Source organism: Pseudomonas sp. TWI929 (assembly GCF_039673335.1).
In the GTDB taxonomy this organism is placed as follows: domain Bacteria; phylum Pseudomonadota; class Gammaproteobacteria; order Pseudomonadales; family Pseudomonadaceae; genus Aquipseudomonas.
This window is the reverse complement of record NZ_JBDJLK010000025.1, coordinates 29,636-51,507: the sequence shown is the minus strand read 5'-3', so window position 1 is coordinate 51,507 and position 21,872 is coordinate 29,636. Positions and strand designations below refer to the sequence as shown.

At 63.1% G+C, this 21,872-nt stretch carries 22 protein-coding genes and 1 pseudogene; 11 read left to right on the top strand and 12 right to left on the bottom strand.

What is annotated here, in order from left to right:
• Positions 1–30: 30 nt before the first annotated feature.
• Entirely contained in the window at positions 31–849 is an 819-nt protein-coding gene (gene cysQ / locus ABE456_RS13030) for a 3'(2'),5'-bisphosphate nucleotidase CysQ (protein ID WP_346644280.1), read from the bottom strand.
• Positions 846–1,412 (bottom strand): ADP compounds hydrolase NudE, encoded by a 567-nt coding sequence (gene nudE / locus ABE456_RS13025; RefSeq protein ID WP_346644279.1) that lies wholly within the window; start codon positions 1,410–1,412, stop codon positions 846–848. Before nudE ends, cysQ begins: the two co-directional genes overlap by 4 nt.
• 64 nt (positions 1,413–1,476) lie before the next feature.
• Here nudE and yrfG point away from each other — a divergent pair, with 64 nt between their 5' ends.
• Positions 1,477–2,139 (top strand): GMP/IMP nucleotidase, encoded by a 663-nt coding sequence (gene yrfG / locus ABE456_RS13020; RefSeq protein WP_346644278.1) that lies wholly within the window; start codon positions 1,477–1,479, stop codon positions 2,137–2,139.
• Positions 2,140–2,251: 112 nt separating this feature from the next.
• Here the strand turns inward: yrfG and lysM are convergent, their stop codons facing one another.
• A complete protein-coding gene (lysM, locus tag ABE456_RS13015; RefSeq protein ID WP_286111984.1) occupies positions 2,252–2,692 on the bottom strand; it encodes a peptidoglycan-binding protein LysM in 441 nt (146 codons plus the stop codon).
• Between the two features lie 179 nt (positions 2,693–2,871).
• Here lysM and fdhD point away from each other — a divergent pair, with 179 nt between their 5' ends.
• The 3 genes from fdhD to ABE456_RS13000 all read left to right on the top strand — a co-directional run bounded on the left by fdhD (position 2,872) and on the right by ABE456_RS13000 (position 6,848).
• On the top strand, positions 2,872–3,702 hold the full coding sequence (gene fdhD, locus ABE456_RS13010) for a formate dehydrogenase accessory sulfurtransferase FdhD (protein WP_346644277.1): 831 nt from the start codon (positions 2,872–2,874) through the stop codon (positions 3,700–3,702).
• A gap of 5 nt (positions 3,703–3,707) precedes the next feature.
• Entirely contained in the window at positions 3,708–6,053 is a 2,346-nt protein-coding gene (locus tag ABE456_RS13005; RefSeq protein WP_346644276.1) for an FdhF/YdeP family oxidoreductase, read from the top strand.
• 315 nt (positions 6,054–6,368) lie between these two features.
• Positions 6,369–6,848 (top strand): glycine zipper domain-containing protein, encoded by a 480-nt coding sequence (locus ABE456_RS13000; protein ID WP_027595195.1) that lies wholly within the window; start codon positions 6,369–6,371, stop codon positions 6,846–6,848.
• A 56-nt stretch (positions 6,849–6,904) separates the two neighbouring features.
• Here ABE456_RS13000 and ABE456_RS12995 read toward each other — a convergent pair whose 3' ends face one another.
• The 3 genes from ABE456_RS12995 to hslO all read right to left on the bottom strand — a co-directional run bounded on the left by ABE456_RS12995 (position 6,905) and on the right by hslO (position 10,136).
• Complete coding sequence (locus ABE456_RS12995; RefSeq protein WP_346644275.1) at positions 6,905–7,345, bottom strand: thioesterase family protein; 441 nt, start codon at positions 7,343–7,345, stop codon at positions 6,905–6,907.
• 170 nt (positions 7,346–7,515) lie between these two features.
• On the bottom strand, positions 7,516–9,057 hold the full coding sequence (locus tag ABE456_RS12990) for a phosphoenolpyruvate carboxykinase (protein ID WP_346644274.1): 1,542 nt from the start codon (positions 9,055–9,057) through the stop codon (positions 7,516–7,518).
• 179 nt (positions 9,058–9,236) lie between these two features.
• Positions 9,237–10,136, bottom strand: coding sequence for an Hsp33 family molecular chaperone HslO (gene hslO, locus ABE456_RS12985; protein ID WP_346644273.1), 900 nt, complete (start codon positions 10,134–10,136; stop codon positions 9,237–9,239).
• Between the two features lie 53 nt (positions 10,137–10,189).
• Between hslO and ABE456_RS12980 the strand changes: the two are divergent.
• Positions 10,190–10,507, top strand: a pseudogene (locus tag ABE456_RS12980) (hypothetical protein).
• A 28-nt stretch (positions 10,508–10,535) separates the two neighbouring features.
• Here ABE456_RS12980 and ABE456_RS12975 read toward each other — a convergent pair.
• Positions 10,536–10,937: a S4 domain-containing protein gene (locus ABE456_RS12975; protein ID WP_019472833.1), complete on the bottom strand. Its 402-nt coding sequence runs from the start codon at positions 10,935–10,937 to the stop codon at positions 10,536–10,538.
• A gap of 142 nt (positions 10,938–11,079) precedes the next feature.
• Between ABE456_RS12975 and ABE456_RS12970 the strand changes: the two genes are divergently transcribed.
• Positions 11,080–11,529 (top strand): ATP-dependent zinc protease, encoded by a 450-nt coding sequence (locus ABE456_RS12970; protein WP_174244688.1) that lies wholly within the window; start codon positions 11,080–11,082, stop codon positions 11,527–11,529.
• Positions 11,526–12,431: a 30S ribosomal protein S6--L-glutamate ligase gene (rimK, locus tag ABE456_RS12965; protein WP_012316721.1), complete on the top strand. Its 906-nt coding sequence runs from the start codon at positions 11,526–11,528 to the stop codon at positions 12,429–12,431. Before ABE456_RS12970 ends, rimK begins: the two co-directional genes overlap by 4 nt.
• Positions 12,432–12,529: 98 nt before the next feature.
• Here rimK and ABE456_RS12960 read toward each other — a convergent pair whose 3' ends face one another.
• On the bottom strand, positions 12,530–13,843 hold the full coding sequence (locus ABE456_RS12960; protein ID WP_346644272.1) for an ATP-binding protein: 1,314 nt from the start codon (positions 13,841–13,843) through the stop codon (positions 12,530–12,532).
• A gap of 13 nt (positions 13,844–13,856) precedes the next feature.
• Positions 13,857–14,597, bottom strand: coding sequence for a two-component system response regulator OmpR (gene ompR, locus ABE456_RS12955; RefSeq protein ID WP_346644271.1), 741 nt, complete (start codon positions 14,595–14,597; stop codon positions 13,857–13,859).
• Between the two features lie 217 nt (positions 14,598–14,814).
• On the opposite strand from ompR, the gene ABE456_RS12950 reads away from it, so the two are divergent.
• The 4 genes from ABE456_RS12950 to ABE456_RS12935 all read left to right on the top strand — a co-directional run bounded on the left by ABE456_RS12950 (position 14,815) and on the right by ABE456_RS12935 (position 19,885).
• Positions 14,815–17,139 carry a Tex family protein gene (locus tag ABE456_RS12950; RefSeq protein WP_346644270.1) on the top strand — a complete coding sequence of 775 codons (2,325 nt, stop codon included), beginning with the start codon at positions 14,815–14,817 and terminating at the stop codon, positions 17,137–17,139.
• Positions 17,139–17,522 (top strand): PaaI family thioesterase, encoded by a 384-nt coding sequence (locus ABE456_RS12945; protein WP_346644269.1) that lies wholly within the window; start codon positions 17,139–17,141, stop codon positions 17,520–17,522. The genes ABE456_RS12950 and ABE456_RS12945 overlap by 1 nt, the downstream gene beginning before the upstream one ends.
• Positions 17,523–17,675: 153 nt before the next feature.
• On the top strand, positions 17,676–19,253 hold the full coding sequence (gene gshA / locus ABE456_RS12940; protein ID WP_346644268.1) for a glutamate--cysteine ligase: 1,578 nt from the start codon (positions 17,676–17,678) through the stop codon (positions 19,251–19,253).
• Entirely contained in the window at positions 19,253–19,885 is a 633-nt protein-coding gene (locus ABE456_RS12935; protein WP_346644267.1) for a TetR/AcrR family transcriptional regulator, read from the top strand. Before gshA ends, ABE456_RS12935 begins: the two co-directional genes overlap by 1 nt.
• A gap of 129 nt (positions 19,886–20,014) precedes the next feature.
• Here the strand turns inward: ABE456_RS12935 and ABE456_RS12930 are convergent, their stop codons facing one another.
• The 3 genes from ABE456_RS12930 to ssuC are packed head-to-tail and all read right to left on the bottom strand — an operon-like array spanning position 20,015 to position 21,866.
• Complete coding sequence (locus ABE456_RS12930; protein ID WP_003255829.1) at positions 20,015–20,230, bottom strand: molybdopterin-binding protein; 216 nt, start codon at positions 20,228–20,230, stop codon at positions 20,015–20,017.
• 29 nt (positions 20,231–20,259) lie between these two features.
• The gene (gene ssuB, locus ABE456_RS12925; RefSeq protein ID WP_346644266.1) at positions 20,260–21,072 is read right to left on the bottom strand and encodes an aliphatic sulfonates ABC transporter ATP-binding protein; all 813 of its coding nucleotides are present in this window, start codon (positions 21,070–21,072) and stop codon (positions 20,260–20,262) included.
• Entirely contained in the window at positions 21,069–21,866 is a 798-nt protein-coding gene (gene ssuC / locus ABE456_RS12920; RefSeq protein WP_346644265.1) for an aliphatic sulfonate ABC transporter permease SsuC, read from the bottom strand. The genes ssuB and ssuC overlap by 4 nt, the downstream gene beginning before the upstream one ends.
• Positions 21,867–21,872 lie beyond the last annotated feature (6 nt).

Sequence of the window (21,872 nt, the reverse complement as noted above, 5' to 3'; positions counted from 1 at the left end):
AGCCGCTCCCACAGGATCGTGCCAAGGCAGCTAGATCAACTTCAGGAATTCCTGGCGCCATGCAGCATTTGCCGGCAGCGCCAGGAAATACGGGTTAAGCAACGACTCCCGCGGCGGATAGCGGAAGGGCAAGCGATCCAGCCCGATCACCTCGCCACCGGCCCCTTCCACTACGCCTTGCGCCGCAGCAGTATCCCACTGCGAAGTCGGCGCCAGGCGCGGATAGCAATCGGCGCTACCTTCAGCCAGTAGGCAAAACTTCAACGAGCTGCCGATATTGGCCAGCTCCAGCTCACCCACCGCAGCCCCCAGCCCTGCCAACAGCGCTTCCTGCTCCGGGCTGGAGTGTCGCCGGCTGGCCACCACGGTAAAACGCCCCCCCGCCGGCGGCGCGTTGCGCACCTGGATCGCTTGGGCAGCCTCACCCGCCTCCGCACGCCAGGCACCCAAACCACGGCCGCCGAAGTAGCAGCGCCCGTTGGTTGGCATCGACACCACGCCAAACACCACCTCGCCGTTTTCGACCAAAGCGATGTTGACCGTGAATTCTTCGCTGCCAGCAATGAATTCCTTGGTGCCATCCAGCGGGTCGACCAGCCACCAGCGGCTCCAGCCCTGGCGCTCGGCCAGCGCAATGTTGCAGTCCTCTTCGGACAGCACCGGAATCTGCGGCGCTAGCGCCAGCAAGCCATCGGCAATCACCCGGTGCGCCGCCAGGTCGGCGGCGGTGACCGGCGAATCATCAGCCTTGTTGGTCACGGCCACATCGGCGCGCCAGAACGGCAGGATCGCCTCGCCAGCGGTAAGGGCCAGCTTGACCACTTGGTGCATCAGTTGCAGGTCGTTCATAGCTCCAGCAGCCCCCGCTGAATCAGCAGGTCACGCGCCAGGTACAGCGCTGCCAGGGCGCGCCCCTCGGTGAACTGCGGGTGCATGGCTAACGCCGCCAACTCGCGCAGGTTGACCTTGTCGACCCGCATTGGCTCCGGTTCGTCGCCTTCCAGGCGCTCTTCGTACAGGTCGCTGGCCAGTACTACCTGGATCTTCTGGCTCATGTAGCCCGGCGACAGCGACAGCTCGGTCAGGTGCTCCAGTTGGCGCGCGCCAAAGCCGGCTTCTTCCTTGAGCTCCCGGTCGGCTGCCGCCAGCACATCCTCGCCCGGCTCGATCAGGCCCTTGGGCAACGACAACTCGTATTCATCGGTGCCGCCGCAGTATTCCTCCACCAGCACAGCGTGCTCGGCATCGAGCATGGCCACGATCATCACCGCACCGTAGCCATTGCCCCGGCCCACCAGACGCTCGTAGGTGCGCTCGCTGCCATTGCTGAAGCGCAATTGCACGGCTTCGACGCGAAACAGGCGGCTGCTGGCGACGATTTCGCGGCTGAGGACGGTGGGTTTCTGGCGCATGGGGCGGCTCCTTGGCGTGAACGGGTTACTATACCGTGGCTTGCCGACTGAACGAGAGTTTCCCATGCCTGTTCTTCCCTGGTCTGCCATCGATACCGTCCTGCTGGACATGGATGGCACCCTGCTCGACCTGCATTACGACAACCGCTTCTGGCTGGACCACCTGCCCCAGCGCTATGCCGAGCTGCACGGGGTGAGCCGGGCCATGGCGGAAATGGAGCTGCAGCCGCTGTTCGAGCGCAATGCCGGCACGCTGAACTGGTATTGCCTGGACTTCTGGAGCCGCGAGCTGCGCCTGCCGATCCGCGAGCTGAAGCGGGAAATCGCCGACCTGATCGCCTTGCGCCCCGATGCCGACACTTTCCTGGCAGCGATCCGCCAGGCGGGCAAGCGCGTGGTGATGATCACCAATGCCCACCGGGACTCGCTGTCGCTGAAGCTGGAGCGGGTGGAGCTGGCGCCATATTTCGAGCGGCTGATCAGCTCGCATGACTATGGCTACCCGAAGGAAAGCCCGCAGTTCTGGGATGCCTTGCAGGCGGATATCGGCTTTGAGCCGGGGCGCAGCCTGTTCATCGATGACACCCTGGCGATACTGCGCAGTGCGCGGCGGTTTGGTGTGGGGCATTTGCTGGCGGTGCGCCAGCCAGATAGCCAGGCACAGCCGCGCGATACCGAGGAGTTTGCCGCGGTCGAGGATTACCGGGATTTACTGGTTGGCCTGTGAGGGCCTCTTCGCGGGTAAACCCGCTCCCACAGGGACTGCACCAGCCTTGAATATGGTGCAGAACATGTGGGAGCGGGTTTACCCGCGAAAGGGCCGGTACAGGCTGAAAAGATCAGTCAGGTATACGCAGCACCTGCCCCGGGTAGATCTTGTCCGGGTGCTTGAGCATCGGTTTGTTGGCCTCGAAGATCTTGTTGTACTGGTTGGCATTGCCATACACGACTACGGAGATGGCCGACAGGGTGTCGCCCTTCTTCACGGTAACGAACCTTGCCGCCGCCACCACCGGCCCGGTCACGGTGATCTGGTCCTCGACACTCGCCACACCGTTGATGTTACCCGCCGCCAGAATGATCTTCTCCTTCTCTTCCTGGCTGGCCACCTCACCCTTGAGGATGATCTTGTCACCCTCTACAGTGGCGGAGATGTTCGGGTTGCCCAGGCCGACACTTTCCACGTGTTTCTTCAGTTGCTCTTCGGCATTGGCATTACCGGGGGTCAGCAGGTCGATCAACTTCTCGCCGGCTTCTTTCACGAAACTGAACAAGCTCATAGCACTCTCCTTGTTGACGAAACCTCGGACTCAGCAGTCTAGGCCAGCTTTTCCCCTACCGCCCCCATGCGACCAATCGACGCGGTCTATCAAGGCATAGACCCTAGCGATTAGACGCCGCCGGCCCGCAAGCCTAGGCTTGTGCTATCACAAAGCCGCCGAATGAACAGCCTGCCCCGATGAACAGCAAACCTCCGGTCTGCGCGGCCTCATCGCCCTTGTCCATGCCCGCCGCCAGCAACACCTACGATTACGTCCAGCTCAGCGACGGCAAACGCGACAGCACGCCGCTGGCCGAGGAAGTGGCCCTGGCCATTGCCTACAACGGCCTCAACCAGGCAGTGATGCTGGTCAGCCCCACCGACCTGGAAGACTTTGCCGTCGGCTTCAGCGTCGGCAGCGGCATTGTCGAAGGCACGGCAGAAATCTACGACCTGAAGCTTTCCGGCAGTGGTTCGGCGATGTATGCCGACCTGGAAATTTCCAGCCGGGCGTTCTGGAACCTGAAAAACCAGCGCCGCCAACTGGCCGGAACCAGCGGTTGCGGCCTGTGTGGGGTCGAGGCCCTGGAGCAGGCACTGCCAGAACTGGCCGAGCTGCCTGGTGCGCCCCTGCCTCCGGCTCAGTGGCTGGTCGGCCTGCGTGAGCGTATCGATGCCTTCCAGCCGCTGGGCCAGCATTGTGGCGCAGTGCATGCGGCGCTGTTCATGGACCGCCATGGCCAGTTGCTGCTCGGCCGCGAAGATATCGGCCGGCACAACGCCCTCGACAAGCTGATCGGCGCCCTGCTGCGCCAAGGCATCGACAGCCAGGGCGGCCTGGCCATCGTTACCAGCCGCTGCAGCCTGGAGCTGATCCAGAAGGTGTTGCGAGCCGGCATTCAAACCCTGGTCAGCCTGTCGGCGCCCACCGGCCTTGCCCTGCAATGGGCGCGCAAGCACAACCTCAACCTTATCCATCTGCCCAAGCACAGCGCACCGCGGGTCTACAGCCCAGCGGCGGAGTCGTAACAGCCGTGACCTCGTACCAACACCTCCCGGACAACGCCCCAGCCTCCTCCCCTCGCTTCAAGCCCTACCACGGCCCCGCCGGTGGCTGGGGCGCGCTGCGCAGCGTGGCCAAGGCCTGGGTTGGCAGCGATAACGCGCTGAAGAACATTCGCGCCCTGCTCAAGACCAACCAGAACGGCGGTTTCGACTGCCCCGGCTGTGCCTGGGGCGACTCGCCGGAAAGCGGCATGGTCAAATTCTGCGAGAACGGCGCCAAGGCGGTGAACTGGGAGGCGACCAAACGCCGTGTCGACGCTGCCTTCTTCGCCCGCTACAGCGTCACTTCGCTGCTGCAGCAGAGCGACTACTGGCTGGAGTACCAGGGCCGCCTGACCGAGCCGATGGTCTACGACGCGCCCACTGACCGCTACCAGCCGATCAGCTGGGACGCCGCCTTCGCCCTGATCGCCCGCGAGCTGAACAAGCTGGCCAACCCTGACCAGGCCGAGTTCTACACCTCGGGGCGCGCCAGCAACGAAGCGGCGTACCTGTACCAGCTGTTCGTGCGTGCCTACGGCACCAACAACTTCCCCGACTGCTCGAACATGTGCCACGAAGCCAGTGGCGTGGCCCTGGGGCAAAGCGTCGGGGTTGGCAAGGGCACCGTCACCTTCGACGACTTCGAGCATGCCGACGCCATTTTCGTCTGGGGCCAGAACCCCGGCACCAACCACCCGCGCATGCTCGACCCGCTACGCGACGCGGTGAAACGTGGCGCCCAGGTGGTGTGTATCAACCCGCTCAAGGAGCGTGGCCTGGAGCGCTTCCAGCACCCGCAGAACCCGCTGGAAATGCTGACCAACAGTGACCGGCCGACCAACACCGCATTCTTCCGCCCGGCCTTGGGCGGCGACATGGCAATGCTGCGCGGCATGGCCAAGTTCGTCCTGCAGTGGGAACGCGAGGCCCAGGCCAAAGGCGAACCGGCAGTGTTCGACCATGCGTTCATCGCTGAACACGGGCATGGCGTCGACGAGTACCTGGCAGTGGTGGATACCACGCCGTGGGAACACATCCAGGCCCAGTCCGGCCTGGCGCTGGCCGATATCGAACTGGCCGCACGCATGTACTGCCGTGGCAAGCGGGTAATCATGTGCTGGGCGATGGGCATCACCCAGCACCGCCACTCGGTGCCGACCATCCAGGAAATCGTCAACCTGCAGATGCTGCGCGGCAATATTGGCGCGCCAGGTGCCGGCTTGTGCCCGGTACGTGGCCACAGCAACGTGCAGGGTGACCGCACCATGGGCATCAACGAGCGCCCGCCGGTGGCCCTGCTCGATGCCATGGAAAAGCGCTTTGGCTTCCCCGTGCCGCGGCACAACGGCCACAACACCGTCGAAGCGATCCACGCCATGCTCGACGGCCGGGCCAAGGTGTTCATCGGCCTGGGCGGCAACTTCGCCCAGGCTACACCGGATACCGCGCGTACCGCCAAGGCGCTGCGCAATTGCGAGCTGACCGTGCAGATCAGCACCAAGCTCAACCGCAGCCACCTGGTCCACGGCAAGCAGGCACTGATCCTGCCGTGCCTCGGCCGCACCGACATCGACCTGCAAGCCGATGGGCCGCAAGCGGTGACGGTGGAAGATTCGTTCAGCATGGTTCACGCCTCCAATGGCCAGCTAAAACCACTGTCGGCACAAATGCGCTCGGAGCCCGCGGTCATTGCCGGCATCGCCGCTGCCACTCTGGGCAAAAAACCGGTGGACTGGCACTGGCTGGTGGCCGACTACGACCGCATCCGCGACCTGATCGGCGACACTATCGCCGGCTTCAGCGGCTTCAACCAGCGCCTGCAACACCCGGGCGGTTTCTACCTGGGCAACAGCGCCGCCAGTCGCGAATGGAGGACCAGTACCGGCCGAGCCAACTTCAAGGCCAACCTTTTGCCCGACACGCTGCTCGACGAACGCGTGCGCGCCAGCGGCCAGCGGCCGGACCTGATCATGCAATCGATGCGCTCGCACGATCAGTACAACACCACCATCTACGGCCTGGACGACCGCTATCGCGGTGTGCGCGGCCAGCGCGAAGTGCTGTTCGCCAACGAAGCCGACATCATCCGCCTGGGCTTCCAGCCGGGGCAGAAGGTCGACATCGTTTCGCTGTGGGGGGATGAGCATGTGCGTCGGGTACAGGGCTTTACCCTGCTGGCCTTCGATATCCCGGCTGGGCAGGCGGCGGCGTATTACCCGGAGGTGAACCCGCTGGTGCCGCTGGAGAGCATTGGCGATGGTAGCCATACGCCAACCTCGAAGTTCATTGCCATCAAGCTGGAGCGGGCGCAGGACGACGGGCGTATCCTGTAGGGCATGTGTGGGCTTCTTCGCGGCTAAAGCCGCTCCCACAGGTACCCCATAGGCCTGAAGGTGGCACTGAACCTGTAGGAGCGGCTTTAGCCGCGAATAGGCCGAAAGCCCCAGCGCAAAAAACAAAAAAGCCCTGTTCCGTAACGGTCCAGGGCTTTGTCATAAAAGTCTCAGACAGCCGAAAATCGATAAAGTTTCACTGCAAATACAGTAACTTAGAGAATTGTGTACAACTCGTGTTACTCGTCGGATTTCGTTTGCCAGCTACCCGTCTTAGCCTCAAATTCGCCTCGTCATCCTTATGAGGCTCTCTTGATGAAGAAGTACTCCTCGATTCTGTTGTTGTCTTTCAGCTTGCTCAGCGGCGTTGCCATGGCAGGCGGCAATACCGAGGCCGGCATTGGCGGCGCATTGGGTGGGGTACTCGGCTCCGTGGTGGGCAACTCCATCGGTGGTAGCACCGGCGGTGCCATTGGTGCCGGCCTGGGCGGCGCGGCCGGCGGTGCCCTGGGCGCCGACAAGCGCCAACGCGGTGAGGCCGCTATCGGCGGCGCACTGGGCGCTGCAGGCGGTAACGTGGTCGGTCGCTCGGTGGGCGGCACCACCGGTAGCTACATTGGCGCAGCAGCCGGCGGTGGCGCCGGTGGCGCACTGGGTAACTACATGGGCAACAAGGCCGACGAAGACGAACGCCATGACGACCGTCGCTACCGTCGCAGCTACGATGATCGTCGCCACTACGATCGCGGCCACCACTACGGCCACCGCAAGCACAAGCGCCACTGGCGCGACTAACGCCTGAGGGCCCTGCCCCGGCAACCAAAAGCCCCGCCCCTGCCAGCGGGGCTTTTTTATGCCTGCTGGTCCAGCACGAGACCAGACAGGGTCACCTGCAACGCCTCTGGCAGCGCCACAGGCCGGCCACTGGCACGTTCGATGAACACCTGAACCACCGTGCCGGCAGCGCACGCCTCCGGCTCCCCCGGGCGGTACAGCGCCAGGCGGTACTCCACCGTGCTGCCCGCCAGGCGCGTAACGCCCAGCCCAACTTCCAGCACGTCCGGGAAGCCCGGCAATGCATAGAAGTCCGCCGCCGAACTGACCACGAAAGCCGCCAATTCACCATCACGCAGGTCCAGCTCGGCCTGTTCGACGAGGAACGCCTGGATCGCGGTTTCGAAGAAGCCGTGCACTGTAGCGCCAGCGATGTGGCCGTTCAGGTCGTTGTCTTGCGGGCGGGTGAGGATCGGATGGAAGTGGGAGAAGGCAGTGCGCTGAGGGGATTCGGTCATCTGGCTGGCTCTTGTCTTCGCAATGGATGCTGACAGTGAAACAGAAAAACCAGATTTTGGCTGCCCGTGCCGGCCTCGTCGCGGGTAAACCCGCGAAGAGGCCCGCCCAGGCAACAGAAAACAAAAAAGCCGCCCCAAGGGGCGGCTTTCTCGTTGCGGCTGGTTGCAGCTTACAGCTGCGGACCAGCGGCCTTGATGGCGTCGGAAACTTCGAACTTCTTGAAGTTTTCGATGAACAGCTTGGCCAGGCCTTTGGCGGCCTCGTCGTAAGCAGCTTTGTCAGCCCAGTTGGTGCGCGGGTTGAGCAGCTCGGTTTCAACGCCCGGTACGGCCTTCGGCACGTCCAGGTTGATGATGTCCAGGTGCTCGGTTTCGGCACCGACCAGCGCGCCGCTCTGGATCGCAGCGATCACCGCACGGGTGGTCGGGATGCTGAAACGCTTGCCAACGCCGTAGCCACCGCCGGTCCAGCCGGTGTTGACCAGGTAGACCTTGGAGTTGAAGCCGTTGATACGCTTGATCAGCAGTTCGGCGTACTCGCCAGCCGGACGCGGGAAGAACGGTGCGCCGAAGCAGGTGGAGAAGGTCGACTTGATGCCGCCGCCCGAGCCCATTTCGGTGGAACCGACCAGCGCGGTGTAGCCGGACAGGAAGTGGTAGGCCGCCTGCTCGTTGTTCAGGATCGACACGGGTGGCAGAACACCGGTCAGGTCGCAGGTCAGGAAGATCACTGCGTTAGGCTCGCCGCCCAGGTTCGCTTCGGAACGCTTGGCAACGTGCTCCAGCGGGTAGGCCGCACGGCTGTTCTGGGTCAGGCTTACATCGGTGTAGTCGGCGTGCTGGTTGCCGTCGAGTACGACGTTTTCCAGTACGGCACCGTGCTTGATGGCTTTCCAAATGACCGGCTCGTTCTTCTCGGACAGGTCGATGCACTTGGCGTAGCAGCCGCCTTCCATGTTGAAGACAACGCCTTCGCCCCAGCCGTGCTCGTCGTCACCGATCAGGTAACGGCTTTCGTCGGCCGACAGGGTGGTCTTGCCGGTGCCGGACAGGCCGAAGAACAGGGTCACATCGCCTTCTTCGCCGATGTTGGCCGCGCAGTGCATTGGCAGTACGTCGGCAGCCGGCAGCAGGAAGTTCTGCACCGAGAACATGGCTTTCTTCATTTCGCCGGCATAGCGCATGCCAGCGATCAGCACTTTCTTCTGGGCGAAGTTGATGATCACGCAACCGTCGGAGTTGGTGCCGTCACGCTCAGGTTCGCACACGAAGTTGGCAACGTTGAGGACCTGCCACTGCTCGCGGCCAGCCGGGTTGAACTGCTCCGGGTTGATGAACAGGCAACGGCCGAACAGGTTCTGCCAGGCAGTCTGGGTGGTCATCTTCACCGGCAGGTAGTGCTCGGCAGCAGCCCCTACGTGAACGTAGGAAACGAAGTGATCCTGGGCGTTGTTGAACGCCTCGACGCGGTCCCACAGGGCATCGAACTTGTCGGCCGGGAACTTGCGGTTGATCGGGCCCCAGGAAATGGCGTCCTGGGTGGAAGGCTCTTCGACGATGAAACGGTCAGCCGGCGAACGGCCAGTACGGTGACCAGTCTCCACGACCAGTGCGCCAGTATCGGCTAGTACGCCTTCACCGCGTTGCAGCGCTTCTTTTACCAGCTCATCGACGCTCAGGTCGGTGTACACGGTGTTGTTGGCTTGCGTCATGAGATACCCCATCCGGCCCGAGGCCGAGTGCTCCAAACGTTTTGTAGTTGTCTTGAAAAAACTACTACAGCGAAAAAAGTGGCCGGATTATGCCAGAAACGCCCAAAAAAAGTAGGCCCCTCCTGTCAGAACTGCGCTTTTGCGCAATTCGACAGGAGATTGTCCTGTAGTTAAACGTTTCAGTGGCGAGTTTCTGAGGCTACGTCAGTGCCGCCACCCGCAAACAGTTGCGCCACATCGCTGGCATCGAACAGGTAGCGCTCGTTGCAGAACTGGCAATCGACTTCAACTTGCCCGCCACATTCCTCTACCAGCGCCTTGGCGTCGTGCTCGCCCAGGCTGACAAGCGCATTGCCAGAACGCTCGCGCGAGCAGCTGCAGTGGAAGCGCAACGGCTCGATGTCGAACAGGCGCACGGCATCCTCATGGTAAAGACGATGCAGCAAGGTTTCGTTATCGAGCGCCCACTCCTCCAGCTTCAGCGTTTTGGCCAGGGCCACGACGTGCTGCCAGCTTTCTTCCCGCTCTTCATCGTCAGGCTGGCGATCGCGCGGCAATTGCTGCAGCAGCAGGCCACGTGCCTTGCCGCTGGAAGTATCGAGCCAGAAGCGCGTATTGAGCTGCTGCGACTGGACAAAGTAGTTGGTGAAGCATTCCGACAGGTTGGCGCCATCAAGGTCAACGGTACCTTGGTAACGCTGGCCCTTGACCGGGTCGATGGTCAAGGTCAGGTGGCCGTCGGGCATCAACTGTTCCAGCGTCGCACCCGCAGGGATCTGCTCGGCTTCGTAGCGGGCCATGCCGCGGATGTCACGCTCGCCCGAACACTCCACCATCAGTAGCGGGATAGGGCCTGCGGAGCGTGCCTGCAGAATTAGCAGGCCATCGAACTTCAGCGCACCCACCAGCAGGGCGGTGGCGGCCATCAGTTCGCCAAGCAGTGCCTGCACCGGCTGCGGATAGTCATGACGCGCCAGCACCGCGGCGTAGCTGTCATCGAGAGACACCCACTCGCCGCGCACATCGCGCTCGTCGAAGATGAAACGTTGGGTGAAATCGGTATCAGGCAAATCGCTCATAGGTTTTGGCTATCTGAAAATGATGACAAAAGGGTTTGCAATAGACGCATTTTATGACCATTCGACCACTGTTCCAAGCAAGGTGGTCCTGGTGGCCATTGCAGCCTGTATGCTGCTACCCATCGTTCTACTGTGTTTCTGGTTATGGCCCATTGGCCAGATCCTGTGCCTGACTTTCGACGAGTGGCTGTTTCAAAGCCAGCCGCTGGCAGACAACACGCTGATCCTCTAAATGGTGATTCGCGCGCTGTTTTCCAAGTGGCTGGATGCTGGCGGCCAAAGGTAGTGAGGCGTTGAAGCGCTGGACGGCACCGCTGTGCTCGATCGTGGCAAAGCTACCGTTGGTCGGGCGAATGGCGGTTACCCGCTAAATCCCTGGGGCTGCAGCGCAGCCCCCGGCTATTCAAAGCTCCCATGCAGCTGGTGAATCTGGCGCCGCTGCTTCTTGGTCGGCCGGCCATCGGTAGTCACGCCCATCGCCCCCGCCTTGCGCATTTCGGCCGCTTGTTCACGCCGGCGCACACTCTCTTCGGTTTCCTCGTACAACGTCTGCGCCTCCGGCGCCCCACGCCGCACCACCGACAACGCCTTCACCACCACCGTGCGCTCATCAAACCCGGTCCGCAGCACAAACTCGTCACCCACCCGCGGCTCCTTGCCCGGCTTGCAGCGCTCACCCCGGCAATGCACCTTGCCACTCTCGATCGCCGCCTTGGCCAGCGCCCGGGTCTTGTAGAACCGCGCGGCCCACAGCCACTTGTCGAGGCGAACCTTGTCGTCATCTTCGGCTTTTTGTGCCATCCCGTTACCTCGGATTCTGTCTTTCATCGAACTGTACTACCTTCACATACGGATGCAAAAAGTCCCCATCGTGCTTACAGTTCACCACCTCATTCGCAGGGTGTGCTTCGTGAAGACATTTGACCATTTGACTGTGATCGGCCTGCGCGAGTGGGTCGCCCTGCCCGACCTTGGCGTGGCCGGGCTGCGCGCCAAGATCGACACCGGCGCCAGCACCTCCAGCCTGCACGCCACCGAGGTAGAACCGTTCGAGCGCGATGGCCAGCCCTGGGTCCGTTTCACCGCGCATCTGGGCTCGGTGGTGCAGTTGCGCCACCGCCGCTGCGAGGCACCACTGGTGACCATGAAAACCATCAAAAGCTCCAACGGCCAGGCCCAGACCCGCTATGTCATCCGCACGTCACTGGCGCTGGGCGATGGTGTGTGGGAAGTGGAATTCACCCTGGCCTGCCGCAAGAACATGCGTTACCGCCTGCTGCTAGGCTCCAAGGCCCTGATCCATGGCCAGCTGGTGGTCAACCCTGGCCTGAAATACGTACAAGACAAACCGGCCTTCCCGGCCACCCTTTCCCCTGCCACAGGTGCTGCATGAAGATCGCTGTGCTGTCGCGCAATCCGCGTCTGTATTCCACCCGCCGCCTGGTCGAAGCCGGTACCCAGCGTGGCCACGAAATGGTAGTGATCGATACCCTGCGGGCCTACATGAACATCGCCAGCCACAAGCCGCAGATCCATTACCGCGGCAAGCCGCTGGAAGGCTTCGATGCAGTGATCCCGCGCATCGGTGCTTCGGTCACTTTCTATGGCTGCGCAGTGCTGCGCCAGTTCGAAATGATGGGCGTGTACCCGCTCAACGAGTCGGTGGCCATCGCCCGTTCGCGCGACAAGTTGCGCTCTTTGCAGTTGCTGTCGCGGCGCGGCATCGGCCTGCCGATCACCGGCTTCGCCCACTCGCCGGACGATATCCCCGACCTGATCCAGATGGTCAACGGCGCCCCGCTGGTGATCAAGGTGCTGGAAGGCACCCAGGGCATCGGCGTGGTGCTGTGCGAAACCACCCAGGCGGCTGAGTCGGTGATCGAAGCGTTCATGGGCCTGAAGCAGAACATCATGGTGCAGGAGTACATCAAGGAAGCCGGCGGCGCCGACATTCGCTGCTTCGTGGTGGGAGACAAGGTAATCGCGTCGATGAAGCGCCAGGCCAAGCCGGGCGAGTTCCGCTCCAACCTGCACCGCGGGGGCGTCGCCAGCCTGATCAAGATTACCCCGGAAGAGAGGATCACCGCGATTCGTGCGGCCAAGGTGATGGGCTTGAGCGTGGCGGGTGTGGATATCCTGCGTTCCAACCACGGGCCGTTGGTGATGGAGGTGAACTCTTCGCCGGGGCTGGAAGGCATTGAAGTGACCACCGGCAAGAACGTGGCCGGGATGATCATCGAGCACCTGGAGAAGAATGGCGGGCCGAATCAGACCCGGACCAAAGGTAAGGGCTGATTAACGCCTGTACCGGCCTCTTCGCGGCTAAAGCCGCTCCCACAGGGATAGCGCAGTACCTGTGGGAGCAACTTTAGCCGCGAAGAGGCCAGTAAAGCTCACACGGCATTACGCGGCAGCAACAGCCCCAACGGCAGCCTTACACGCGCCTCGATCCCGCCGCCGGACCGGTTACGCAACTCCACATTCCCGCCATGCTGCGCCGCAATCCGCTTGACGATCGCCAACCCCAGCCCGGTGCCCTTGCCGCCCCGCGCGCGGTCGCCACGAATGAACGGGTTGAAGATGGTCTCCAGCTCCGACTCGTCAATCCCGGTGCCGCGGTCCAGCACGCTCAGCACCACATACGGCGCACTCTCGTCGCCCGACACATAAGCAGCCACCTCGACCCCCTTGCCGGCGTGGTGCAGGGCGTTGCCAATCAGGTTGCCAAGCATGCGCTTGAGTGAAACCCGGCGCAGCGGGAACGGCGGGATCGGCTCCAGGCATAGGCGCACGCGTTCCACCGGCTGGTTGTACGGCGCTACCACCTCGCGCACCAGGTCGGCCAGGTCGACCTCTTCCACCGGCTCGTCACGGCCATCGCGGATAAACGCCAGGAACTGGTCGAGAATCGCGTCCATGTCCTCGATATCGCGGACCATGTCATCACTCAAGTCGCTGTCGCTATTCAGCAACGACAGCGACAGACGCAGGCGTGTCAGCGGTGTGCGCAGGTCGTGGGAAACCCCGGCCAGCATCAGCTCGCGCTCACGCCCGGCCTGCTCGACATCCTCTGCCATCTGGTTGAAGGCCTTGTATACCTCGGTCATCTCGCTGGGCGTATCGCTGATCGGCAGGCGCACGCTGCGCCCCTGGCCCAGTTGACGAGCGGCGAACACCAGGCGCTTGAGCGGCTGGTTCAACTGGCGTACGAAGATCCAGGCCGAAGCGGTAGACAACAGGCCAATGGCCAGGAACCAGCCCAGCACGTTCCAGATCTTCTGCCCACGCAGCGGGTGCGGGTACAGCGGCACCTTCAGCCAACCCGGGCCGAGGCTTGGCGCATTGACCCACAACGCCGGTGGCGCATGAATGCGCAACCGCACCTCGGTGTCTTCGCCCAGTTCGGCCTGCATCTGCCGCTGGTAGATTTCGCTATATGGCCAGTGCTGCTCGCCTTCGGGCACACCCGAACCGGTCACGCGGATAAGGCCTGCCGCCTCGGCGATCTTGTCGCGGTTTTCTTCGTCGGCAGCCCAATAGGCGCGCAAGGTCAGCGCCACACCGTGGCTGTACTGACGGTCGACCAGCACGTCCTCGTTCATCAGCAGGTAGACCAGGGTCAGGGCCTTGGAGAACAGGACGACGATCAACACCAGCCACAGGGTGCGGGCGAAGAAGCTTTGCGGAAACCAGAGCGGTGTTTTCATCGACGGCGAGGCATCATTTACCGGCGTTTCCGTCTGGCACGAACACGTAGCCCACGCCCCACACGGTCTGGATGTAACGCGGCTTGGACGGATCGGGCTCGATCATGCGGCGCAGGCGCGAGATCTGCACGTCGATGGAGCGCTCCAGCGCATCCCATTCGCGGCCACGGGCCAGGTTCATCAGTTTGTCGCGGGTCAGCGGCTCACGGGCGTGCATCACCAGGGCCTTGAGCACGGCGAACTCGCCGGTGGTCAGCATATGCACTTCGTCGCCACGCTTGAGTTCACGGGTCGCCAGCGACAGCTCGTAGTCACCGAAGGTGACCGACTCGTCCTCGCTGCCCGGCGCACCTGGCACCGTCGGTGCCTGACGGCGTAGTACGGCCTTGACCCGGGCCATCAGTTCATCGGGGTTGAACGGCTTGCCCAGGTAGTCGTCGGCGCCCAGTTCAAGGCCCTTGATACGGCTAAGCTCGTCGCCCTTGGCGGTGAGCATGATGATCGGGATCTGGTTGTTCTGCTGACGCAGGCGCTTGCACGCGGACAGGCCATCTTCACCCGGCAGCATCAGGTCGAGCACCACCAGGTTGAACACCTCACGCTGCAGCAGGCGGTCCATCTGTTCGGTGTTGGGTACCGCACGGGCACGGTAGCCCTTGCTGGTGAAGAAACGTTCCAGCAGGCTGCTCAGCCCCGGATCGTCGTCGACGATGAGAATCTTGTCACCTTCAGCGGTGTTTGGCGTGCCGGTCATGAATAACTCCTCTGATATCGCCGCGCATTATGGCGTAGCCATTGCTGCACGTTGCGTGAGCATTGTTAGCAGATTTTTCCCCAGGCGCCAGTTCCGGCTGGCCGGGCGCCATCACCGCAAGCCGTTTTCGACGGGTATAATGCGCGGCTTTCATCCAGCGCCGCCGGGCGAAAAGCCCACAGGCGACCCCCGTATTCACAAATGTCAGGTGGTTTACATGGACAGCATCAACAGCCGTATCGCCGAGGAACTGGGCGTACGCCCCCAGCAGGTCGAGGCGGCCGTGGGCCTGTTGGACGAGGGCTCGACCGTGCCCTTCATCGCCCGTTACCGCAAGGAAGTGACCGGTAGCCTGGACGACACCCAGCTGCGCCATCTGGAAGAGCGCCTGCGTTACCTGCGAGAGTTGGACGAGCGCCGCGCCAGCATCCTTTCCAGCATCGAGGAACAGGGCAAGCTGACCCCGGAACTGGCCCGCGAAATCAAGCTGGCCGACACCAAGACCCGCCTCGAAGACCTGTACCTGCCGTACAAGCAAAAGCGCCGCACCAAGGGCCAGATTGCCCTGGAAGCCGGCCTCGGCGAGCTGGCCGACGGCCTGTTCAACGACCCAGGCCTGGCCCCGGAAAGCGAAGCCGCGCGCTTCGTCAACGCCGAAAAGGGCGTGGCCGACGTCAAGGCAGCGCTGGAAGGCGCCAAGTACATCCTCATGGAGCGTTTCGCCGAAGACGCCGCCCTGCTCGACAAACTGCGCAGCTTCCTCAAGCAGGAGGCGGTGCTCAGCGCCCGCGTGGTAGCCGGCAAGGAAGAAGAAGGCGCCAAGTTCCGCGACTACTTCGCCCATGACGAACTGCTGCGCAGCGCCCCGTCGCACCGCGCCCTGGCGATTTTCCGCGGGCGCAACGAAGGCGTGCTGAGCGCCTCGCTGAAGGTTGGTGAAGAGCTGCCCGGCACCCTGCACCCGTGCGAGCTGATGATCGGCAACCACGTCGGCATCGAAAACCGCAGCCGCCCGGCCGACAAATGGCTGGGCGAGGTGGTGCGCTGGACTTGGAAGGTCAAGCTCTACACCCACCTGGAAACCGACCTGTTCGGCGAGCTGCGCGACAACGCCGAAGGCGAGGCGATCAACGTGTTCGCCCACAACCTGCACGACCTGCTGCTGGCCGCACCGGCCGGCCCACGTGCCACCCTGGGCTTCGACCCGGGCCTGCGTACCGGTTGCAAGATCGCCGTGGTCGATGCCACCGGCAAGCTGCTGGACTACACCACGGTCTACCCGCACGCGCCGAAGAACGACTGGGACCGCACCATTTCCATCATGGCCGCGCTGTGCGCCAAGCACTCGGTGGAGCTGATCGCCATCGGCAACGGCACCGCCAGCCGCGAGAGCGACAAGCTGGTGGCCGAGCTGGTCAAAAAATATCCAGCGCTGAAGATCACCAAGATCATGGTTTCCGAAGCCGGCGCTTCGGTGTACTCGGCCTCGGAACTGGCCGCCCGCGAGTTCCCGGACCTCGACGTGTCGATCCGTGGCGCCGTGTCGATTGCCCGCCGCCTGCAAGACCCGCTGGCCGAGCTGGTGAAGATCGACCCGAAATCCATCGGGGTCGGCCAGTACCAGCACGACGTGTCGCAGCTGAAACTGGCGCGCGGCCTGGACGCCGTGGTCGAGGACTGCGTGAACGCCGTCGGCGTGGACGTCAACACCGCGTCGGTGGCGCTGCTGACGCGCATTTCCGGCCTTAACGCCACCCTGGCCCAGAACATTGTCGCCCACCGCGACGCCAACGGCCCGTTCGCTACCCGTGCGGCGCTGAAAAAAGTCAGCCGCCTGGGTGAAAAAACCTTCGAACAGGCCGCCGGCTTCCTGCGCGTGATGAACGGTGACAACCCGCTGGACGCCTCGGCAGTTCACCCCGAGGCCTACCCGCTGGTACAGCGCATCGCCGCCGGCACCGACCGCGACATCCGCTCACTGATCGGTGACAGCAGCTTCCTCAAGCGCCTCGACCCGAAGAAGTTCACCGACGAAACCTTCGGCCTGCCAACCGTTACCGACATCCTGCAGGAACTGGACAAGCCTGGCCGCGACCCACGCCCCGAGTTCAAGACCGCCACCTTCCAGGACGGCGTCGAAGACCTCAAGGACCTGGAACCAGGCATGATCCTCGAAGGCGTGGTGACCAACGTCACCAACTTCGGTGCCTTCGTCGACATCGGCGTGCACCAGGACGGCCTGGTGCACATTTCGGCACTGTCGGAGAAGTTCATCAAGGACCCGCGTGAAGCGGTCAAGGCCGGCGACGTGGTCAAGGTCAAGGTCATGGAAGTGGACATCCCGCGCAAGCGCGTTGGCCTGTCGATGCGCATGAGCGACACCCCGGGCGAGAAGGTCGAAGGCAACCGCGGCGGTAACCGTGGCAATGGCGGCAACCGCCAGCAGCAGGCGCCGCGCCAGCGTGAAACTGCCACTGCCGCACCGGCCAACAACGCCATGGCCTCCCTGTTCGCCAACGCCAAGCAGTTGAAGAAGAAGTGATGGACGTACCACGCGAATACGTCGAAAGCGCCTTCAGCCAACTGCTGGGCTGCCGCCTGCAACGCCTGGAAACAGGTGTTGCCGAAGTGGCCCTGGCGCTCGAGCCACAGTTGCGCAACCGTGGCCAGAAGCTGCACGGCGGGGCGATCTTCAGCCTGGTGGACATCGCCATGGGCCTGGCCTGTTCGGCCAGCCATGGCTTTGACCAGCAAAGCGTCACCATCGAGTGCAAGATCAACTACATGCGCGCGGTCAGTGACGGCGAAGTACTGTGCACCGCCCGTGTGTTGCACGCCGGGCGGCGCACCCTGGTGGTCGACGCCGACGTAGTCCAGGGCGACAAGCTGGTGGCCAAAGCGCAAGGAACCTTCGCGGTTCTCTAGCTCACCAAGCAGTATCTGCGGTATTTTCAGCAGTGCGCTGGCACTGCTGGAACCGCGTAAACCAGGCGACAACGCCAGTTCCTTTCTTCCTACCCTTGTAGACCGTTATCTCTACCCCCATATTGGGGCGACTGACGCGTGAAGGAATACATCTTGAGCGACCTCCTCAACCGCCGCCTGAGCCTGCTCGGCGCTAATCTTCCCCTGCTCAAGCAGTGCCTGCACGGTATTGAGCGCGAATGCCTGCGCGTGACCGACGAAGGTCGCCTGGCCCAGACCCCGCATCCGGATGCACTGGGATCGGCGCTGACCAACGAGCAGATCACCACCGACTATTCCGAGTCGCTGCTGGAGTTCATCACCCCAGCACTGGCCGACCCGGCCAAGGTGCTCGAAAGCCTCGAACAGACCCACCGTTTCGTCTACAGCAAGCTGGGTGACGAATACCTGTGGAGCCCGTCGATGCCATGCACGCTGCCGGCCGAGGAGGACATCCCGATCGCCGAGTACGGCACCTCCAACATCGGCAAGCTCAAGCACGTCTACCGCAAAGGCCTGGCCCTGCGTTACGGCCGCACCATGCAGTGCATCGCCGGTATCCATTACAACTTCTCGCTGCCTGAAGCACTGTGGCCGCTGCTGCGCGCCGCCGAAGGTGGCAGCGAGAACGACCGCGACTATCAGTCGTCGGCCTACATCGCATTGATCCGCAACTTCCGCCGCTACAGCTGGCTGCTGATGTACCTGTTCGGCGCCTCGCCGGCCCTGGACAAAGGCTTCCTGCGTGGCCGCCCGCACCAGCTCGAAGAGCTGGATGCCGAAACCCTGTTCCTGCCCTATGCCACCAGCCTGCGCATGAGCGACCTGGGCTACCAGAGCAACGCCCAGGCCGGCCTTACGCCGTGCTACAACAACCTGGCCAGCTACACCGACAGCCTGCGCAAGGCGGTGGGCACGCCCTACCCGCCCTACGTTGAAGTCGGTACGCACGTGGACGGCGAGTGGGTGCAACTGAACACCAACATCCTGCAGATCGAAAACGAGTACTACTCGAACATCCGCCCCAAGCGCGTCACCTACACCGGCGAACGGCCGATCCAGGCCCTGACCTCGCGTGGCGTGCAGTATGTGGAAGTGCGCTGCCTGGACATCAACCCGTTCCTGCCAGTGGGTATCGACCTGACCGAGGCACGCTTCCTCGATGCATTCCTGCTGTTCTGCGCGCTGGAAGACAGCCCGCAGCTGGACAACGGCGAGTGCGGCCAGTGCACCAACAACTTCCTGACCGTGGTCAAGGAAGGCCGTCGTCCGGGCTTGGAACTGCAACGCAATGGCCAGCCGATCGGCCTGCAAGACTGGGCCAGCGAGCTGATCGAGCGCATCCGGCCATTGGCCAACCTGCTCGACCAGGCGCAAGGCTTTGATGAGCACGCCAAGGCCCTGAATGCTCAGCAGGCCAAGGTCGACGATACCTCGCTGACGCCATCGGCCCAGGTGCTGGCACGCATGACTGAGCATGACGAGAGCTTCGTCCAGTTTTCCCTGCGCCAAAGCCGTATCCACGCCGAAACCTTCCGCGAACAGCCGCTGAGCAACGAACAGCAACAGGCTTTCGAAACACTGGCGCGCGAATCGCTCGCCAAACAGTCCGAGCTGGAACAAGAAGAAGTCGGCGACTTCGACCTGTTCGTCGGTGCCTACCAGGCCAGCATCCTGGCGATCAGCAACTGATGAGCCGCACCGCCACCCCGCGCAAGCCGCGCGCCAGCAGCCAGGCCAGGATCGAGGCGATCCTGGCAGCCGCACGCGAATTGCTGGCCGAGCAAGGGGTGGCAGGCCTGTCGATCTACAGCGTGGCCGAGCGCGCGCAGATTCCGCCGTCGTCGGTGTACCACTTCTTCGCCAGCGTGCCAGCCTTGCTGGAGGCGCTGACCGCCGACGTGCACCGCGCGTTTCGCGAAGCGTTGAGTGCGCCGATCGACAGCAGTGCGCTCAGTACCTGGCACGAACTGTCACGGCTGATCGAGCAGCGCATGCTGGATATCTATAATGAAGATGCGGCGGCGCGGCAGCTGATTCTGGCCCAGCATGGCCTGAGTGAAGTGGTGCAGGCCGACCGGCAGCACGACATGGAACTGGGCGACTTGATGCACAAGTTGTTCGACCAGCATTTCCACTTGCCGGTGATGCCGCTGGATGTGGATGTGTTTGCCTTGGCCATGGAGCTGAGCGACCGGGTGTATGCGCGGTCGGTGCAGTTGCACGAGGCGATCACCCCGCGCATGGCCGAGGAAGGCAAGCGGGTGTTCGAGGCCTATTTGGGGCTTTATCTGCCGCCGTTTCTGGCCAAGCGTTCCAGCTGAATATCCTGGGGGCCGCTTTGCGGCCCAATCGCGACACAAGGCCGCTCCCACATAGTCCTGCGTACACCGGACAAATGTGGGGGCGGCCTTGTGTCGCGATTGGGCTGCAACGCAGCCCCTGAGGCCCCATCACAATTTGGCGATAGACACTTCAGTCGACTTCACAAAGGCAATCACTTCACTGCCCACCTGCAGCTCCAGCTCACGCACGGAGCGGGTGGTGATCACCGAAGTGACGATGCCCGAAGCCGTCTGCACGTCGATTTCCGACAATACCGGCCCTTCGAGGATTTCTTTCACGGTGCCTTTGAACTGGTTGCGAACGTTGATGGCTTTGATAGTCATGATTTGCTTCCTTTTTTGGCTTCTGGGATTCAGTGCGCCCAACGCAGTTGCGTGGGCAAAGGGGCTACAGGATCCGGCTCGGGCGCAGCGCCCGGGGCCGACAGAACACGGTTGAGCACTTCACTTTCCAGCGCAGCCAGGCGGTGCGAACCACGCGCCCGGGGCCGCGGCAGGTCGACAGTGAGGTCGAGCCCGACCTCGCCGTCCTCGATCAGGATCACCCGGTCAGCCACGGCGACCGCCTCGCTGACATCGTGGGTGACCAGCAGCACAGTGAAACCGTGCTGACGCCACAGGCGTTCGATCAGTTGCTGCATTTCGATACGGGTCAATGCGTCCAGCGCGCCGAGCGGCTCGTCCAACAGCAGCAGGCGCGGTTGGTGAATCAGCGCACGGGCCAATGCCACACGCTGCTTCTGGCCACCCGACAGTGCCGCTGGCCACTCATTGGCGCGGTCGGCAAGGCCAACCGCCTCAAGTGCATCCAGTGCTCGTGAACGCCAGTCGCCAGAAAGGCCCAGGCCTACGTTGTCGATCACCTTCTTCCAGGGCAGCAGGCGGGCGTCCTGGAACATCAGGCGGGTCTCTTCACGGGCCTGCTCCAGCGGCGCGGCACCGGCCAGCAGTTGCCCGGCAGTGGGCTGGTCGAGGCCGGCCAGCAGGCGCAGCAGGGTGCTCTTGCCGCAACCACTACGGCCGACGATGGCAACGAACTGGCCGGCCGGAATGTGCAGCTCGATGCCCTTCAACACTTCGCGCTGGCCAAAGGTTTTGCGCAGGCCATTGGCGGCCAGCGGGATGCCACGCAACAGGCGTGGCGGCTGTTCCTTGAGCACGGTCATGCGCCCTCCTTCCTGGCAACTTGATAGGCCGGGTGCCAGCGCAACCACACACGCTCCAGGCCACGGGCAGCGAGGTCGGCGAGCTTGCCAAGCACGGCATACAGGACGATGGCCAGTACCACTACATCGGTCTGCAGGAATTCGCGGGCGTTCATTGCCAGGTAACCGATACCGGCATTGGCCGAAATGGTTTCAGCCACGATCAGGGTCAGCCACATGAAGCCCAGGGCAAAGCGTACGCCCACCAGGATCGAAGGCAGCGCCCCCGGCAGAATCACTTGGCGGAACAGGCTGAAGCCAGACAGGCCATAGCTGCGGGCCATTTCCACCAACGCCGGGTCGACGTTGCGAATGCCGTGGTAGGTGTTCAGGTAGATCGGGAACAGGGTGCCCAGCGCAACCAGGAAGACCTTGGCCGACTCGTCGATACCGAACCACAGGATCACCAGCGGGATCAGCGCCAGGTGCGGCACGTTGCGGATCATCTGCACCGAGCTGTCGAGCAGGCGTTCGCCCCAGTTCGAAAGGCCGGTGATGAAGCCCAGCACCAGGCCGATACTGCCGCCGATGACGAAGCCCAGGCCGGCACGCCAGCCACTGATGGCCAGGTGGGTCCAGATCTCGCCACTTCGCACCAACTCAACGCCGGCGCTAACCACCGCACTGGGCGCCGGCAGGATGCGCGTCGACAGCCAGCCGGCGCTGACCGCCAGCTGCCAGGCAGCCAGCAGCAGTACCGGCAGCGCCCACGGCGCCAGACGCTGGCCGAGGTTGTTGGAAGTTGCACGACTCATGGCCTG